We start from the raw sequence: 14,719 nt of genomic DNA on the forward strand, positions 1-14,719 counted from the left end.
TATCCGTTTATTTCAGCTCGCCCCAATTTTTGGCGATATTTAGCGATGTTTTAAGTGGCACATTTAGCGTGTAAATTTCCTCCATCGTCTTTTGTGTCGCCCTACCAAATTCCTGTGCAAATTCGTCTTTTACTTCAAAGATCAGCTCGTCGTGGATCTGAAGCAACATTCTCGCGTTTTCATCTAAATTTGCTCTAACTTTTACCATCGCCATCTTGACTAGATCTGCCGCAGAGCCTTGAAAAACTGTATTTACCGCCTCACGCTCAAACATGGCTATTTGCATAGGTGTGGCACTTTTAAAGTCAAAATAACGCCTTCTGCCAAGTAGTGTCTGCACAAAGCCGTCGTTTTTGGCTGAAATTTTTATGCTCTCTAAAAACTCTTTGATCGTCGCAAATGCCTTAAAATAGCGCTCTATATACTCTTTTGCCTCGGCTCTTGTGATATTTACTTGATTTGCCAGCTTGCTTGAGCCCATGCCGTAAATGAGGCCAAAATTTATACTTTTTGCCACGGCTCTATTTTGCCCGTCACTGCTACCAAATATGCTAATAGCCGTCCTTGCGTGGATATCCTCGTCATTTTTAAACGCCTCAAGTAGTGCTGGATCACGGCTAAAGTGAGCTAGCAGCCTAAGCTCGATCTGGCTGTAGTCAAGCCCCACAAAACTATATCCCTCACGCGCCTCAAAGCACTCTCTGACGTCCTTTGCGAGGCTGCCGCGAGCTGGGATATTTTGTAAATTTGGATTTTTACTTGAAAGCCTGCCAGTGCTCGTGCCAGTTTGCAAAAAGCTCGTGTAAATTCGTGAGCCCTCATCCTTTTTCGCAAGTGCTAAAAGTGGCTCGCAGTAGGTGCTTTGCAGTTTATATAGCTCCCTGTAAGCTAAAATTTTCTCTATCACTGGATGAGCGTCCGTAAGCTCAGCTAGCACGCTCTCATCGGTGCTATATCCTGTTTTTGTCTTTTTTTTGGTTGGGAGTTTTAGATGCTCAAAAAGTATGACGCCAAGCTGTTTTACGGAGTTTATATTGAAATTTTCGCCGCTTAGCTCGTAAATTTCACTTGTTAGCGCCTTTAGTTTGGTATCGTTTTCAAGGATGAGCTTTTGCATCTTAGCTTCATTTATCTTGATGCCGTTTTGCTCCATGTCAAAGAGCGTGAGGATAAAAGGAAACTCGTGCGTATCGGCAAGGGCTAGTAAATTTTTATCAAGCGTGTTTAAAAAAGTTTTATAAAATTTAAGCGTTATCCAAGCGTCCTCGCTCGCGTATTTAGCAGCATTTTCTAGTGGCACATCGCCAAAAGTTTGCCCCTTTTTGACCACGTCTTCAAATTTGATCGTGTCGTAGTCATAAAGCCTCTTTGCTAGCGCGTCCATGCCGACACTTGAGTTTGGATCGCTAAGCCAAGCAAGGATCATTGTGTCTTTAAAATTTGCTGGGGGATTTAGACCTAGGTTGTTTTTCACGATCTCAAAGTCATATTTTAAATTTTGTCCGATCACGCAGCCTTTGTAAATTTGTTCTATCGCCCAAGTGGCAAATTTTAGGCTGACTTGCTGCGGCACACCAAGGTAGTTGTGAGCCACTGGCACGTAGTAGGCGTCCTCGTCGTTAAAGCAAAAGCTAAAGCCAACGATCTTTGCACTCCTGCTATCAACGCCTGTGGTTTCGGTGTCGAAGGCGACGATGGTCTCTGGCGTGATGTTAGAAAGTAGTTTTTCGATGCTTGCCTCATCAAGGAGTAAATTTGCTCTAAAGCCAAGCTTAAATTCAGCATTTTCCTCTTTTTGCAAGCTCTTAAGAAGTCTATTTAGATCGTACTCTTTTAAAATTTCTGAGATATTTATCAGAGGATTTTGCTCTGGAAATTTAGAGTGTTCAAGATCAAATGAACTAACTGCGTCATCAAATAAAGTGGCCAGCTTTTTGCTCAAAAATGCTTCGTCTTTTGCAGCTGCCAGCATATTTTTAGTACGCTCGTTTCTAAGAAGGGCTAAATTTTCATAAATTCCCTCTAGACTGCCATACTCAGCCAAAAGCTTCTTAGCTCCCACTGCACCGATGCCTTTGACGCCTGGGATGTTGTCCGAGCTATCGCCTGCGATCGCTAGAAAGTCCCTTACCTGAGCTGGATAGACGCCATACTTTTCAAAGCAGCTTGCGCTATCATGATCAATCTTGCTTTGTGGGCTGTAGATGCTCACTTTGCCGTCTTCTATGAGTTGGTAAAGGTCTTTATCGTGGGTGACTATTCGCACAAATATATCTTTGTCTTTACAAAATTTAACCGCACTTGCGATGATATCATCGGCCTCGTAGCCCTCACGGCTAAGGCTGTAAAGTCCCATTTTTTCTATCATATCTATGCAAACTGGAAGCTGTTCTTTTAGTTGAGCTGGCGGCTCGTTTCTGTTTGCTTTGTAATCACCTAAAATTTCGTGACGTAAGGTCTTACCTTTGCTATCAAGAGCAAAGATGAGATAGTCGCTTTGGTATTCATCCTTGAGGCTTGCTATAAAATTTGCAAAGCCACTAATCATACCGCTTGGCTTGCCCTCACGGTTTTTAAGTCCACTCATGGCGTAGTAGAGCCTAAAAAAGAAACCAAAAGTGTCAATAATCGTAAGTGTTTTCATTTTTATCCTTTGCGTAATTTTATGAAATTTAGGCAAAAAATAGGCTGATTTATAAAAATTTTTGATATTATGGCGGACATTACAAATAAAAAATCACAAAAACAAAAAGCTTTGAGGTTATGAAAAAAATAGTTTTTTTACGTATCAATCCAAACGCAGTCGGTGGTGCCGAACGCTATTTAAGAAGGCTTACCAAAGCCCTAAAAGACGTAGGTATAGACACATCTATACGCTCATATCTAGGAGAGGCTAGGATCTCATCATGGAAAAAGGCTTTGAGATTTAACGCACAGGTAAAACGCCAGAAAAAAAGTGATGAGGTATATTTTAGCTTGGAGCGAGTGAGCTGCGCAGATATTTATAGAGCAGGGGACGGCGTGCATAAAATTTATCGTGCCACAAAGCCATTTTGGTGGGTTAATCCTCTAAATTTTGTCTATCCATATCTAGAAAAACGCTGCTTTAAAAATTCTAAAAAGATAATCGCAAATTCAAACTACATAAAAGAGCAAATTATTTCAGCTTACGGTGTCGATGAGTCAAAGATCGTTACCATTTACAACGGTATAAATTTGCCACAAAAGGTAGAAAAAGGAGAAGCAAAACTTAGCGTATGCGAGGAATTTGGACTTGATTATAATTTACCAATTGTGCTTTTTGTCGGAAATGGCTTTAAAAGAAAAGGAGCAAAGGACTTTTTGCTTCTTGTCTCAAAGCTAAAAACGCCAGTAAATGCGCTAATAGTAGGCAAAGATAAAAATTTAAATTCATATAAGAAGCTAGCAAAAAAGCTAAAAATAAATGCATTTTTTACAGGTGAGCAAAAAATGACTGCAAAATTTTATGAAGCAAGCGATATTTTTATATTTCCAACACACTATGAACCATTTTCAAATGTCGTTCTAGAGGCACTTAGCTTTAAAAATATTGTCTTTACAACGGCTCAAAATGGGGCAGCTGAAATTTTAGAAAATCGTTTTGTTATGCGTGAACCAAATGATGAAAGTATACTGGAGCTAGTGGAGCAGGTGCTTAATGACAATGACATGATGAGAGAGCTGCAAGAGGAGTCATTTTTACTTTCGCAAAAATTTAGCATAGAAGAAAATGCAAGCAAAACTCTTGAAATCATAAACGAAGTGCTAAATTTGGAGCAAAAGTGAGAGTTTTTATAGAGCTTCCAACCTGGCTTGGAGATGCTGTAATGGCGAGCGCAGCGATAGAAAATTTAAGTAAAAATGCTAAAAATATTGTATTTTTTGGCTCTTATGTGGCTTGTGAGCTTTACAAATCACATCCAAAGTGCGAAAAAGTAGTCATTGACGATAGTAAAAAGCAAAACTCAAGATATTTAAGTCTTATAAAAACGGCTAGCAAGCTTGGAAAATTTGATATCGTTATTAGTTTTAGAAGCTCATTTGCTAGTAAATTTTTGCTATTTTTTCTAAAAGCAACGCAAAAATTTTGCTTTAAAAAGAGTAGCGAGAGCTTGCATCAGGTGCAAAAATATCTAAATTTCATAAAGCAAAGCCTAAATTTAAAAGAAATTTCAAACGAACTAAAAATTTACTATGAAGCTAAAAAAAGCGAGCAAAAGCTCCTCGTGCTAAATCCAGGTGCTAGCTACGGAAGTGCCAAAAGGTGGTATCCGCACTATTTTGCAGAGGTTGCACTGCACTTTAAAGATGAATTTGATGTAAAGATCACTGGCTCAAAAGCTGAGCTTGAAATTTGCAATGAAATCGAGCAAATGCTCTTACAAAATGGTATGAAATGTGAAAATTTGGCCGGAAAAACAAGCATAAAAGAGCTTTGTGAGGTTATAGGTTCTATAAAAAATGGCATCTTTTTGACAAACGATAGTGGTCCTATGCATATCGCAGCTGCTTATAAAGTGCCACTTGTGGCTCTTTTTGGACCGACTAAATTTAAAGAGACTAACCCATGGCAAGACGAAAGTGCAAAGATAGTGCATTTAAATTTAGAGTGTATGCCATGTATGAGGCGAGTATGTCCTATAAAAATACATGCCTGTATGAAGGAGCTTACGCCAAAAATGGTTATTGCTGAAATAGAGCTATTAAGAAAAAAATTAAATTTTTGAAATTCTAAACATAATTAAATATATACATACAAAATTAAAAATTTTTAGTTTTTATTTGATTACATTTTTACTAAACATTTGACATTGGTTATCAATATAGCTATAATCACGCAAAAATTTTTACTAAGTAAGAAGGTATTATGGAGCTAATTAAACATCACATTGATCATGTAATTATTGCGATTTTAGGCATTATGAGTTTTTTTGTACTTTGGTATACGATTGAGCGTATTATTTTTTATTCACGCGTTGATATAAAAGGCTACAAAAGTATCGAAGCGCTTGAAGAGGCACTAACCAAAAATTTAACCACACTTTACATTATCTACTCAAATGCGCCATATGTAGGACTTCTTGGTACAGTTGCTGGTATTATGATCACATTTTATGATATGGGAATGGCAGGCGGAATCGATACTAAAAGCATAATGGTCGGCCTCTCTCTTGCGCTAAAAGCAACTGCTTTTGGACTACTTGTGGCGATACCAACTTTGATGATTTACAATGGTTTTGTCAGAAAAGTAGATGTAATGCTAAATAGATACAAGGCTGAAAATGCGTCTAAATAAAAAAGATGGGTTAAATATTGTCCCATTTATTGATATTATGCTTGTTTTGCTTGCTATCGTGCTTAGTATTTCGACTTTTATTGCTCAAGGCAAGATAGCTATTGATCTTCCAAGTGCAAACAGTGCTGAGCAAAGCAAAGAGGACGATAAAAAGGTAAGCGTAGTAATTGATAAGGATAATAAATTTTTTATAGATGATGTAGAAATTTCTGAGAACGAACTTAAAGATAAACTAAATGCGGTTGATATAAAGACATTGATCGAACTAAAAAGCGATAAAAATTCGAAATTTGATAGCTTTGTCAAAGTAATTGATATATTAAAAGAGAAGGGCCACGAAAATTTTGCAATCCAAACAATCTCTGAATAAAATTTCAAATTACAGCGGCTTAGCTGTTTCGCTTGTAGTGCATGGAGCAGCAGTATATTTTTTGCTTTCACATAATTTTGATGAGATAAAAATAGGAGAGCAAAAACCGATAAAAATAGCTCTTAATTCATTTACTCCAGTGCCACAAGTCTCAGCACCTCAAATAGCGGAGCAAATGCTTATCCCAGAGCCAACTCCACCAGCTCCACCACCACCGCCAGAGCCACCAAAACCTGAGCCAAAGCCAGAACCAAAACCTGAACCTAAAAAAGTGGAAAAACCAAAGCGTGAAATAAAAAAAGTAGAGCCTAAAAAAGAGAAAAAAATAGAACCAAAACCTGAACCGGTGATTGCTCAGCCAGTGCAGCCTATTGTACCGCCAGCTAGTGTAAATACAAATTTACCAGCCAATAACAAGTCTATCGCTGCAGCTCCAGTTCAAAATGTAACACCTGAGCTAAATTTATCAAATTCGCAAGGTGATGAAGATTTTACGAAGGTTATAATCGCGGTTAAGAGGCATAAAAGTTACCCAAATAATGCTAGACGTATGAAGCATCAAGGTGTTGTAGAAGTTAGGTTTTTACTCAAGCAAGACGGCAGCATAGATGAACTTAAAGTTAGCAAAAGCTCTGGGTTTGAGTCGCTTGATAATGGTGCTTTAGAAAATATTCAAAGAGCAAGTTCTGAGTTTCCAAAGCCTAAACAAGATCGTTATCTGCGATTTCCGATTTCATATACACTAAAATAAATTACAAGCTTATTTAAGCTCGTAATTTATTATTTGCTTTGTAGAATTTCTTTTATATTTCAAGTCAAAATAGAAAAACATAACTTATTTTATTTAAAAAAGTGTGTATTTTAAACTTGCTTTAAATATTAAACATGTATAATCTGACTTTCTTTAACAGGTGGTTGGATAGCTCAGTCGGTAGAGCAGCAGACTGAAAATCTGCGTGTCGGCAGTTCGATTCTGCCTCTAACCACCATTACCTTTCTTTAAATATTAACCCCTTTCTCTTAGTTCTATTAAATTTAGTATTCACAATGTTTTTATGCTATTTTTCTAGGTTATTTATAAAATTTAAATAAATTTTTATTATTAATAAATTTAAAATATAACAATGCTATTTTTATCTTATATATTCTAAGTCAAATAAAATCTTCAAGATCAAATAAAAAATTTGCAAGAGATAATCTTATAAATTTTACCATGAATAAGCCTTCTTAATCAAAATGTTATATTTGTATCAAATCATCCTTAAAATATAAGTTTAATCTAAATCCATAAGAGATATAATCTTGATTAAATTTATATTAACTTAGGAGGTTTCATGGATTTTCTCATGAATTTAAGTGAAGGCATGCAGTTTGCTATCCAGCTTCTCATCGTCCTTATCTGTTTGTTCTACGGAGCTAAAAAAGGCGGTATCGCACTTGGTATGCTAGGCGGTATCGGTCTTATAGTCCTCGTTTTTGGATTTAATATCGAGCCTGGTAAGCCAGCTATTGATGTTATGCTAACTATCCTTGCTGTCGTTGTGGCAAGTGCTACACTTCAAGCTAGTGGCGGTCTTGATGTCATGCTTCAAATAGCAGAAACCATACTTAGAAAAAATCCAAAATATGTAAGTATCTTAGCTCCATTTGTAACATGTACGCTTACTATTTTATGCGGCACTGGACACGTTGTTTATACTGTGCTTCCTATCGTTTATGATATCGCTATCAAAAATGGTATCCGTCCAGAGCGTCCAATGGCAGCAAGCTCGATAGCCTCACAAATGGGTATCATCGCAAGTCCAGTTTCAGTTGCTGTTGTAACTCTTACAAGCTTTCTTATTAATGCTAAAACTCACCTAGCTGGCTTTGATGGATATTTAGATCTTTTAAAGATTACGATTCCATCAACATTTTGTGGCGTTTTAGCGGTAGGAATTTTTAGCTGGTTTAGAGGTAAAGATCTTGATAAAGACGAAGTCTTTCAAACAAAGCTTCAAGATCCTGAGTTTAAAAAATATGTTTATGGCGATAGTGCGACACTTTTAGGCAAAAAGCTTCCTGGTTACCAATGGGCTGCGATGTGGATATTCTTAGGCTCTATCCTTGTAGTTGCGCTTCTTGGATATTTTAAAGATCTTCGTCCAAGCTGGACTACTTACAAAGACGCAACAGTCGTTCAAGTAATAGCTAACCTTCCAACTGAACAAAAAGTCTTAAAAACCTTAAAAATAAAAGATGCTAGCATCCAAACAGAGGCGGCTGAGTTAAAAGTAGCAAACGATAAGCTAAATGCTAATCAAAAAGCTCAATCAGTCAAAATCATCGGCAAAGATGCAAATCAAACTCTTACTCGCACGGCTGATGGTGCAGTGACATATATAAATGAAAAAGGCGCAAAAGAAGAATTCCAAGGTGCTTACATCAATATAAGTAACAAACAAGCATCTTCAAAAAGCCTAAGTATGGTTCATGTTATCCAAATTTTCATGCTTTTAACTGGCGCTATCATTTTAATCTTTACACCAACAGATGCTAGCAAGATCGGTAAAAACGAGATATTTAGATCAGGCATGATCGCTCTTGTTGCAGTATTTGGTATCTCTTGGATGGCTGAGACTATGTTTGCAGTGCATACTCCGATGATGAAAGAGGCGCTAGGAAGCATCGTAAAAGAGCACCCTTGGACTTATGCGGTTATGCTCTTGATTATCTCAAAATTTGTAAATTCTCAAGCTGCGGCCTTGGTTGCATTTGTGCCATTAGCATTAAATATTGATGTTAATCCTGCTATCATTCTAGCCTTTGCACCAGCTTGCTACGGATACTACATCCTGCCAACATATCCAAGCGACCTTGCGGCTATTCAGTTTGATAGAAGCGGTACGACACATATTGGTAAATTTGTTATCAATCACAGCTTTATCATTCCGGGTCTTATTGGTGTTATATCCTCTTGTATATTTGGCTATATTTTTGCAACTGCTTTTGGATATCTATAATAGATAAATTCTCTTGCTACTAGTAATTTCTAGTGGCAAGAGCAGAATTTATCAAAGCTTATCTTTAAATTTTTGTTTATTGCTCATATAAACGAAGCTTAGCACTTCAGCCACGGCCCTAAAAAGATGTGCTGGTATCGTATCATCGACTTCACAAATTTTATAAAGTTCTCTTGCGAGTGGTGGATTTTCATAAATTTGCACACCATTTTCAACGGCTATTTTTTTGATTTGCAGTGCTAAAAAATCAACACCTTTGGCAAGTATTATCGGTGCCTCGTCGCGGCTTTTATCATATCTTATCGCCACGGCGTAGTGAGTAGGGTTTGTGATGACTACGTCAGCTTGTGGGATATTTTGCATCATTCGACGCTTGGCTGCACGCATTTGCGCTTGACGAATTCTGCCTTTTACCTGAGGATCTCCTTCCATTTGCTTATACTCATCTTTTATCTCTTGCTTGCTCATACGAAGGTCTTTAAAATATTGAAAACGCACAATGAGAAGGTCGATAAGTCCGATCACGAAAAGTATAAAAAGCATAACGCTAACTAGGATAATGAGCTTTTCTTTTAGCCAAGCAAGCTGATCAAACATAGAAAAAAAGAGCGTGTGCGGTAGCTCCTTTATAAATTGTAAAAAAAAGTAAAATCCAACACCAAAGACGATGCTAACTTTTAGCACGATCTTAATGCTATCTATCACTTTTTTCATCGAGAATAAATTTTTTAGCCCTTTTAGTGGGTTTATCTTGCCAAAATTTGGCATTATAGGCTTTGTGGTAAAGATAAATCCAAACTGCATTACATTTGCGATGACACCAGCGATCGCCACACAGATACAAACCGGAAGTATCATAAGAAGCGACCTTGCAAAGGTATTTACGACGATCATTTTTACAGTTGGCAAGGTAAGTGGCTGACCGATAAATTTTGAGTAATAGATATAAAGTGAGATGATCTGTTCTTTCATAAAATTTAGCATTGCAAGTAGTACGCCAATAGCGATGACAAGGGTCACGAACCCAGCCAGGTCCTGACTTTTGGGAACGTTGCCGTCTTTTTTGGCATCTTCTATCTTTTTGGGGGTCGCTTCTTCGGTTTTTTCCTGATCTTCGCCTGCCATCTTTATCCTAAGCTTGCTTAAATTTGGGGCGATTATAGCCAAAATGCGGTTAAACTATCCGCTAAAGCCACTTTTTGCACGTGGAAAATTAGGCGTTTTTGGCTAAAATTAGCAAAAATAAAGGGCAAACAAGATGTCATTTTTAGAAGGCTTATTTAACATTTTTAAAGCCAAAAAACTACCAAAAAGCGACGAAGAGCTACTTTTAGACGAATATGTAAGCATTTACACCCAAATAAAAGAGAAAAATTTAAACGAATACGACTTTTTATGTGAGCTCATACGATTACTCTCTTTTTCAAGAGCTAGACGCTACAACTTTTACCTTGAAAAGTGCCTAAATGAGGGCGACGCCGAGGTACTAAATGATCTCATTTTTCAATACGCTAAGCTAAATTTACTCCCAGGATGTAGCGGCGGATATGACCAGTGTGAGAAGCTCATCCCAGCATTTTTTGCTATCGCTTGTGGTGACACAGATAGTATGGCAAGGATATTTCCAAAAGGCCTACCACCTAGCAAAAACGGCTATAAATTTCTATGCGTGATGCATGATTTGCTCACGGCGATGCTTTGGCAAGATGAAAATTTACTTACCCCTGCCTTAGAAAAAGCCCGTACTTTTGCAGAGTCTAAAAAGCCAACAAACGAAAGAGAGGCGATTAAATTTGTGCTTGCCTTGTATGAAAAAGATACGGCCGCTATGAGTGAGCATTTGCAGAAATTTTGCTCTACATTTGGTAGGACAGATGCACCTAAATTTGAAAAATGCCTCTACATTTTCGCACACGGACTTCACGCTTTGGCACGCTACTTTTTACCGTTTGAGCTCTTTAAAGAGATCAAGCTTCCAAAGAATGAAAATTTTAGTAAATTTTACGCGCAAAGGCTCTTTCAAGACAAAATTCCTAAGCTAAAACTTTACCTTACTTTACCGCCTGAGTTTGAACTGATAAATGTGATTTTAAATGCGCCAGTAGTCAAAACACTGATATATCAGCCATATTTGCCAAATGATAAGACATTTTTTCTGGATCACGATGCGATGATTAAAAATTTAGCCGATGAGATCATAAAATCAGGGGCATTAAAGTAGAATTTATAAACTTTTAGCTAACATTCACACCTTACAACCAACAAAGCTCCATAAATCTTTTGCAAAAAAAAGTGCTTTTTGGTCTTACCAAATTTTAGAAAGGTAGAGTATGTCAAAATACGCTATATTTAAGCATGGCGGTAAGCAATATCGTGTTAGTGAGGGCGAGTACCTTAAACTAGATCACTTTAGTGCTGAAGCTAAATCAACCGTTGAGATTACAGAAGTTTTGGCTGTAAATGACGGCGAAGTAAAGGTAGGTGCGCCATTTGTGAAGGGTGCAAAAGTTGTTCTTGAGGTCGTTAATGAAGGCAAAGACAAAAAAGTAGTTATCTACAAAAAACGCAGACGTAAAGACTCAAAACTAAAACGCGGCTTTAGAAGACAATTTACACGTGTAAAAGTCGTAAGTATCGCAGCTTAAGGAGATAAGATATGGCACACAAAAAAGGTCAGGGTTCAACCCAAAATAACCGTGATAGTATTGGACGCCGATTAGGTGTTAAGAAATTTGGTGGTGAGTTCGTTCGTGCTGGAAATATAATCATCCGCCAAAGAGGAACAGCAACTCACGCTGGAAATAACGTAGGTCTTGGCAAAGATCACACAATTTTTGCATTAGTCGATGGCTTTGTAAAATTTGAAAGACTTGATAAAAACAGAAAAAAAGTATCTGTTTATCCAGCTGCATAATCCTTGGGGCGAAAGCCCCTTTTTCTTTTAAATCCACTCAAAAATTTAATTTATCTTTTCTAATTCTTTGATTATTTTTCTAGCTCTATTTTTCCAAGTATTTTCACTTATACTTTCATAAGCATTTTTTGAAATTTTATTTAGCTCATCATTACTTAATGTCTTTATATAGTTAAATTTTTCTTCTAAACTTTTTTCATCTCCTGCTTCATACAAGAAACCATTTTTGCCATCTTTTACTATTTCAGCAACTGGCGGAAAATTTGGAGCTAAGACAACGTTTGAGTTTGCCATATACTCAAAAAGCTTTAGTGGAGTACTATAAAGAGAATAAGCACTTTTTACACTAGGTATTATCAAAATTGTATTGTTTTCAATGAGGCTTTTTACAACCTCATTTTGAGGCAACACCCCTTCAAAGCATACTAGATCTTCGATCTTTCTTTCTTTAAGAGTATTTTTTAAATTTATAAAACTATTTCCACTATTCTTACCATACAGCTCGAGTTTTATCCTAGTTTTTAAAGCAAAATCCAGCATCAAATCAAGGCCTTTCCATAACAAGAATGAGCCATAATAGTTTATACTTGAAAAATCAAAATCTTTCTTCTTAAAATCATAATCTTGCTTGCAACCGTTATAAACAACTGCCGATTTTGCTATTTGTAAGCCAAAAAATTTTCTAAGCTCATTTAGTGTACTGCTATTATGCGAAAAGACAAAATCAGAATTTTTTAGTATCTCTTTTTCCATATCATAAAGTGCTTTGTTGCCCAAAGTAAAACACTCATGCGCTTCAAATACAACCTTTTGATCGGGTATTTTATTTTCTAGTAAAAATTTAGCTATCTTTAAATGCCTTGTGTAAAATATTGCATCTTTATTTGAGTCGTTATTTATTATTTTTTTTAGAAAAAAGTTAAAAATTTTATTACTTTTTAAAAATAAAATCCTTTTTCTTACAAACAATATGTCATTAGCTTTTAATTTTAAAGAAAATTTCTCATTTACCTCATTTAAATTTAAAGGGGCTTGTGGTAAGACTAACTTAGCATCACAGATATTGCTAAGCTCAAAAAATGTATTTAGAATTGCTATCTCTCTTGCATTGCCTTGCGGAATTTGTTCTGGATATATGTAAAATAGTTTCATAAATCACTCCTTGTCTTTGCACAAAACACTATAAAAAGACCAAGCATTACATAAAGATGAGTAAAGTATATGGTCTCAAATAGTCCTCTAAATATATAAGTGCAAAGTATGCTTCCAAATATTGCTATATAAAATTTGTTGTTTGACAAATACCTTTTAAAGGAAACAAAAAGCATATAAAAAACAAGCGCAACAAAAAAAGCAGTACCTACTACACCGTAATGATAATACTGACCAATAAATACTGGCTCGTCATGATGTGGGTACTTGGTTCCGTCAGCACCTATACCAGTTGGGCCAAGGTCGTCATTGTTAATATTTTTATCATTTAAAAATTTAGTATATTGCTTACCACCAAAACCTATGCCTATATAAGCTCTATCAGAGCTAAAAAGAAGCGGTAATCTTTTTGTTAAAATATCTACTCTACCAGAAGTATAAAATCCTTGTGAAATCTTAAATTGCAAAAGCGTGGAGTTATAGTAGATGCAAGCAGAGGCAACAAGTAAAATTGAGCAAATTATTATAACTTTTTTATTAAAAAGATCAATTTTTTCCTTCTTAGATATTAAAATCAACATAACTACTAAGCTCAAAGCAAGTGCAAGCCATGAACCTCTTGCTCCTGTAAGTAAAATAAAAATTAAGCCAATGATGATATTAAAAATAGTAATAAAAAATTTATAAAAATTATTTTTTATATAAAATAGTGATATCAAAGAAAAAATGAATAAATTATCAAAGAAACTTGAATAAAATCTGTCTATAGGCTGCCGAACCAGCTGCGGGTCTTGTAAATTTAAGAGAGTATATTCTTCTATTCCTTTTACAAAAAAATGTAAATTGTCTAAACTTAAAGCTACAACCATGGCAAAAAACAACCATTTTGAATTTTTATAACTACCATCATGCCAAAGGAGAATAATAAAAATAAATACAAAAGCTCGTTTAAATTCACTAAATGCTGAAAAAAATGAATTCTGGGTAGTGTCATAAGGAAAAATTGATATTCCAAAAACATATAAATTTAGCAAAATAAAAAGCAGCAATATAGTTTTATTGTTTTTTATATTATTTTTTATATTTTCTAATGTATTTTTAGTATTAATAATAAAAAGAATCATAGTTGAAAATAGAGCCAAATATATACCTAAATTCTTCACAGCAGTAATATGTTCGTTATATTGACCTATCAAAAAAAGAGATAAGAAAAATAAAATAGCTCTTTTTAAAAATATTATTAATTTTGGCTTATTTCGAATTATCATTTAAAACTTCTTCATAAATTTTTTGTACATCATCAGTAATTTTATCCCAGGAAAAATTCTCTTCACACATTTTTCTAGCGTTTGTAATAATTTTTAATTTATCCGAATCCTTTAAATTTAAAATATACCCCTTTATATTTTTAGCAAAATTCTCAAACTCAAAAAGCTTACAATTTTCACCATCCAGCATATACTCTTTACTACCACCACCTGCTCTTGCTATAACAAAACTCTCACAGCTCATGGCCTCTATGCCAACCATACAAAACGACTCTTTGTCATTTAAAGGGATGATTGTAAAGTCAAAGTCATTATATGCGGCGTGAACTTTATCTGGTGAGATATTGTCAAGAAATTCTATATTGTTTAGATTGTATTCTTTTATCTTTTTAACAAGACTTTTGTAGTATTCATAATTATCTTTTCTTTTAATTATTTCACCTATTATTTTAAAATTGTACTTAGGTAAATTTTTAAATTCTCTTGCTAGTTCGATCATATATTCAACATTTTTTTGGCTAACTATTCTTCCCACAAAACCAATAATAATTTTTTTATCTTTTTTAAAATTTATTTTTTTAAATTTATCTATATCTACACCATTTTTTATAACTTTATAAATTTTTGCATTTGGTAGACCTTCAAAATTCTTCATAAGAAAATCACTACAAGTTATAACGGCATCAAGCTTATCAA

The 14,719-nt window shown here is 35.3% G+C and carries 14 protein-coding genes and 1 tRNA gene; 10 read left to right on the forward strand and 5 right to left on the reverse strand.

Translation table 11 applies throughout. From position 1 onward, the window contains the following. Nucleotides 1–7 precede the first annotated feature (7 nt). Nucleotides 8–2,644 (reverse strand): DNA polymerase I, encoded by a 2,637-nt coding sequence (gene polA, locus CVT13_RS04065; RefSeq protein WP_107811710.1) that lies wholly within the window; start codon nucleotides 2,642–2,644, stop codon nucleotides 8–10. Between the two features lie 119 nt (nucleotides 2,645–2,763). On the opposite strand from polA, the gene CVT13_RS04070 reads away from it, so the two are divergent. The 7 genes from CVT13_RS04070 (at nucleotide 2,764) to CVT13_RS04100 (ending at nucleotide 8,689) form a co-directional block, all read left to right on the forward strand. Then, complete coding sequence (locus CVT13_RS04070) at nucleotides 2,764–3,807, forward strand: glycosyltransferase family 4 protein (RefSeq protein WP_107811711.1); 1,044 nt, start codon at nucleotides 2,764–2,766, stop codon at nucleotides 3,805–3,807. Next, nucleotides 3,804–4,748 (forward strand): lipopolysaccharide heptosyltransferase II, encoded by a 945-nt coding sequence (gene waaF / locus CVT13_RS04075; protein WP_107811712.1) that lies wholly within the window; start codon nucleotides 3,804–3,806, stop codon nucleotides 4,746–4,748. The genes CVT13_RS04070 and waaF overlap by 4 nt, the downstream gene beginning before the upstream one ends. A 140-nt stretch (nucleotides 4,749–4,888) precedes the next feature. Next, nucleotides 4,889–5,317: a TonB-system energizer ExbB gene (gene exbB / locus CVT13_RS04080; protein ID WP_021090579.1), complete on the forward strand. Its 429-nt coding sequence runs from the start codon at nucleotides 4,889–4,891 to the stop codon at nucleotides 5,315–5,317. Next, nucleotides 5,304–5,687 carry a TonB system transport protein ExbD gene (gene exbD, locus CVT13_RS04085; protein WP_072593836.1) on the forward strand — a complete coding sequence of 128 codons (384 nt, stop codon included), beginning with the start codon at nucleotides 5,304–5,306 and terminating at the stop codon, nucleotides 5,685–5,687. The genes exbB and exbD overlap by 14 nt, the downstream gene beginning before the upstream one ends. After that, a complete protein-coding gene (locus CVT13_RS04090; RefSeq protein ID WP_035167259.1) occupies nucleotides 5,662–6,438 on the forward strand; it encodes an energy transducer TonB in 777 nt (258 codons plus the stop codon). The genes exbD and CVT13_RS04090 overlap by 26 nt, the downstream gene beginning before the upstream one ends. Nucleotides 6,439–6,600: 162 nt before the next feature. Then, a tRNA-Phe gene (locus CVT13_RS04095) sits at nucleotides 6,601–6,676 on the forward strand. A 345-nt stretch (nucleotides 6,677–7,021) separates the two neighbouring features. Next, nucleotides 7,022–8,689 (forward strand): anaerobic C4-dicarboxylate transporter, encoded by a 1,668-nt coding sequence (locus CVT13_RS04100; RefSeq protein ID WP_087585498.1) that lies wholly within the window; start codon nucleotides 7,022–7,024, stop codon nucleotides 8,687–8,689. 51 nt (nucleotides 8,690–8,740) lie between these two features. On the opposite strand, the gene flhB is transcribed toward CVT13_RS04100, so the two are convergent. After that, on the reverse strand, nucleotides 8,741–9,814 hold the full coding sequence (gene flhB / locus CVT13_RS04105; protein ID WP_035167257.1) for a flagellar biosynthesis protein FlhB: 1,074 nt from the start codon (nucleotides 9,812–9,814) through the stop codon (nucleotides 8,741–8,743). Between the two features lie 133 nt (nucleotides 9,815–9,947). On the opposite strand from flhB, the gene CVT13_RS04110 reads away from it, so the two are divergent. From CVT13_RS04110 to rpmA, 3 genes are all read left to right on the forward strand, one after another. Then, the gene (locus tag CVT13_RS04110; protein ID WP_107811713.1) at nucleotides 9,948–10,910 is read left to right on the forward strand and encodes a hypothetical protein; all 963 of its coding nucleotides are present in this window, start codon (nucleotides 9,948–9,950) and stop codon (nucleotides 10,908–10,910) included. A gap of 109 nt (nucleotides 10,911–11,019) precedes the next feature. Then, nucleotides 11,020–11,334 carry a 50S ribosomal protein L21 gene (gene rplU / locus CVT13_RS04115; RefSeq protein WP_021090648.1) on the forward strand — a complete coding sequence of 105 codons (315 nt, stop codon included), beginning with the start codon at nucleotides 11,020–11,022 and terminating at the stop codon, nucleotides 11,332–11,334. Between the two features lie 11 nt (nucleotides 11,335–11,345). Then, on the forward strand, nucleotides 11,346–11,603 hold the full coding sequence (gene rpmA, locus CVT13_RS04120; RefSeq protein WP_002942569.1) for a 50S ribosomal protein L27: 258 nt from the start codon (nucleotides 11,346–11,348) through the stop codon (nucleotides 11,601–11,603). A 45-nt stretch (nucleotides 11,604–11,648) separates the two neighbouring features. Here the strand turns inward: rpmA and CVT13_RS04125 are convergent, their stop codons facing one another. Genes CVT13_RS04125 through CVT13_RS04135 form a run of 3 tightly spaced genes read right to left on the reverse strand, consistent with a single transcriptional unit; the run spans nucleotide 11,649 to nucleotide 14,678 of the window. Next, nucleotides 11,649–12,755, reverse strand: a complete 1,107-nt coding sequence (locus CVT13_RS04125) for a glycosyltransferase family 4 protein (protein WP_107811714.1) — start codon at nucleotides 12,753–12,755, stop codon at nucleotides 11,649–11,651. Beyond that, complete coding sequence (locus tag CVT13_RS04130) at nucleotides 12,752–14,023, reverse strand: O-antigen ligase family protein (protein ID WP_107811715.1); 1,272 nt, start codon at nucleotides 14,021–14,023, stop codon at nucleotides 12,752–12,754. Before CVT13_RS04130 ends, CVT13_RS04125 begins: the two co-directional genes overlap by 4 nt. Beyond that, entirely contained in the window at nucleotides 14,007–14,678 is a 672-nt protein-coding gene (locus tag CVT13_RS04135) for a glycosyltransferase family 4 protein (RefSeq protein WP_159071106.1), read from the reverse strand. The genes CVT13_RS04130 and CVT13_RS04135 overlap by 17 nt, the downstream gene beginning before the upstream one ends. Nucleotides 14,679–14,719: the final 41 nt, after the last annotated feature.

This window comes from Campylobacter concisus (assembly GCF_003049085.1).
Lineage (GTDB): Bacteria > Campylobacterota > Campylobacteria > Campylobacterales > Campylobacteraceae > Campylobacter_A > Campylobacter_A concisus_H.

Coding starts and splice junctions, on each gene's coding strand:
- polA (WP_107811710.1), bottom strand. CDS start 2,644: ATGAAAACACTTACGATTATTGACACTTTTGGTTTCTTTTTTAGGCTC.
- flhB (WP_035167257.1), bottom strand. CDS start 9,814: ATGGCAGGCGAAGATCAGGAAAAAACCGAAGAAGCGACCCCCAAAAAG.
- CVT13_RS04125 (WP_107811714.1), bottom strand. CDS start 12,755: ATGAAACTATTTTACATATATCCAGAACAAATTCCGCAAGGCAATGCA.
- CVT13_RS04110 (WP_107811713.1), top strand. CDS start 9,948: ATGTCATTTTTAGAAGGCTTATTTAACATTTTTAAAGCCAAAAAACTA.
- CVT13_RS04135 (WP_159071106.1), bottom strand. CDS start 14,678: ATGAAGAATTTTGAAGGTCTACCAAATGCAAAAATTTATAAAGTTATA.
- rpmA (WP_002942569.1), top strand. CDS start 11,346: ATGGCACACAAAAAAGGTCAGGGTTCAACCCAAAATAACCGTGATAGT.
- CVT13_RS04100 (WP_087585498.1), top strand. CDS start 7,022: ATGGATTTTCTCATGAATTTAAGTGAAGGCATGCAGTTTGCTATCCAG.
- rplU (WP_021090648.1), top strand. CDS start 11,020: ATGTCAAAATACGCTATATTTAAGCATGGCGGTAAGCAATATCGTGTT.
- exbB (WP_021090579.1), top strand. CDS start 4,889: ATGGAGCTAATTAAACATCACATTGATCATGTAATTATTGCGATTTTA.
- CVT13_RS04130 (WP_107811715.1), bottom strand. CDS start 14,023: ATGATAATTCGAAATAAGCCAAAATTAATAATATTTTTAAAAAGAGCT.
- exbD (WP_072593836.1), top strand. CDS start 5,304: ATGCGTCTAAATAAAAAAGATGGGTTAAATATTGTCCCATTTATTGAT.
- CVT13_RS04070 (WP_107811711.1), top strand. CDS start 2,764: ATGAAAAAAATAGTTTTTTTACGTATCAATCCAAACGCAGTCGGTGGT.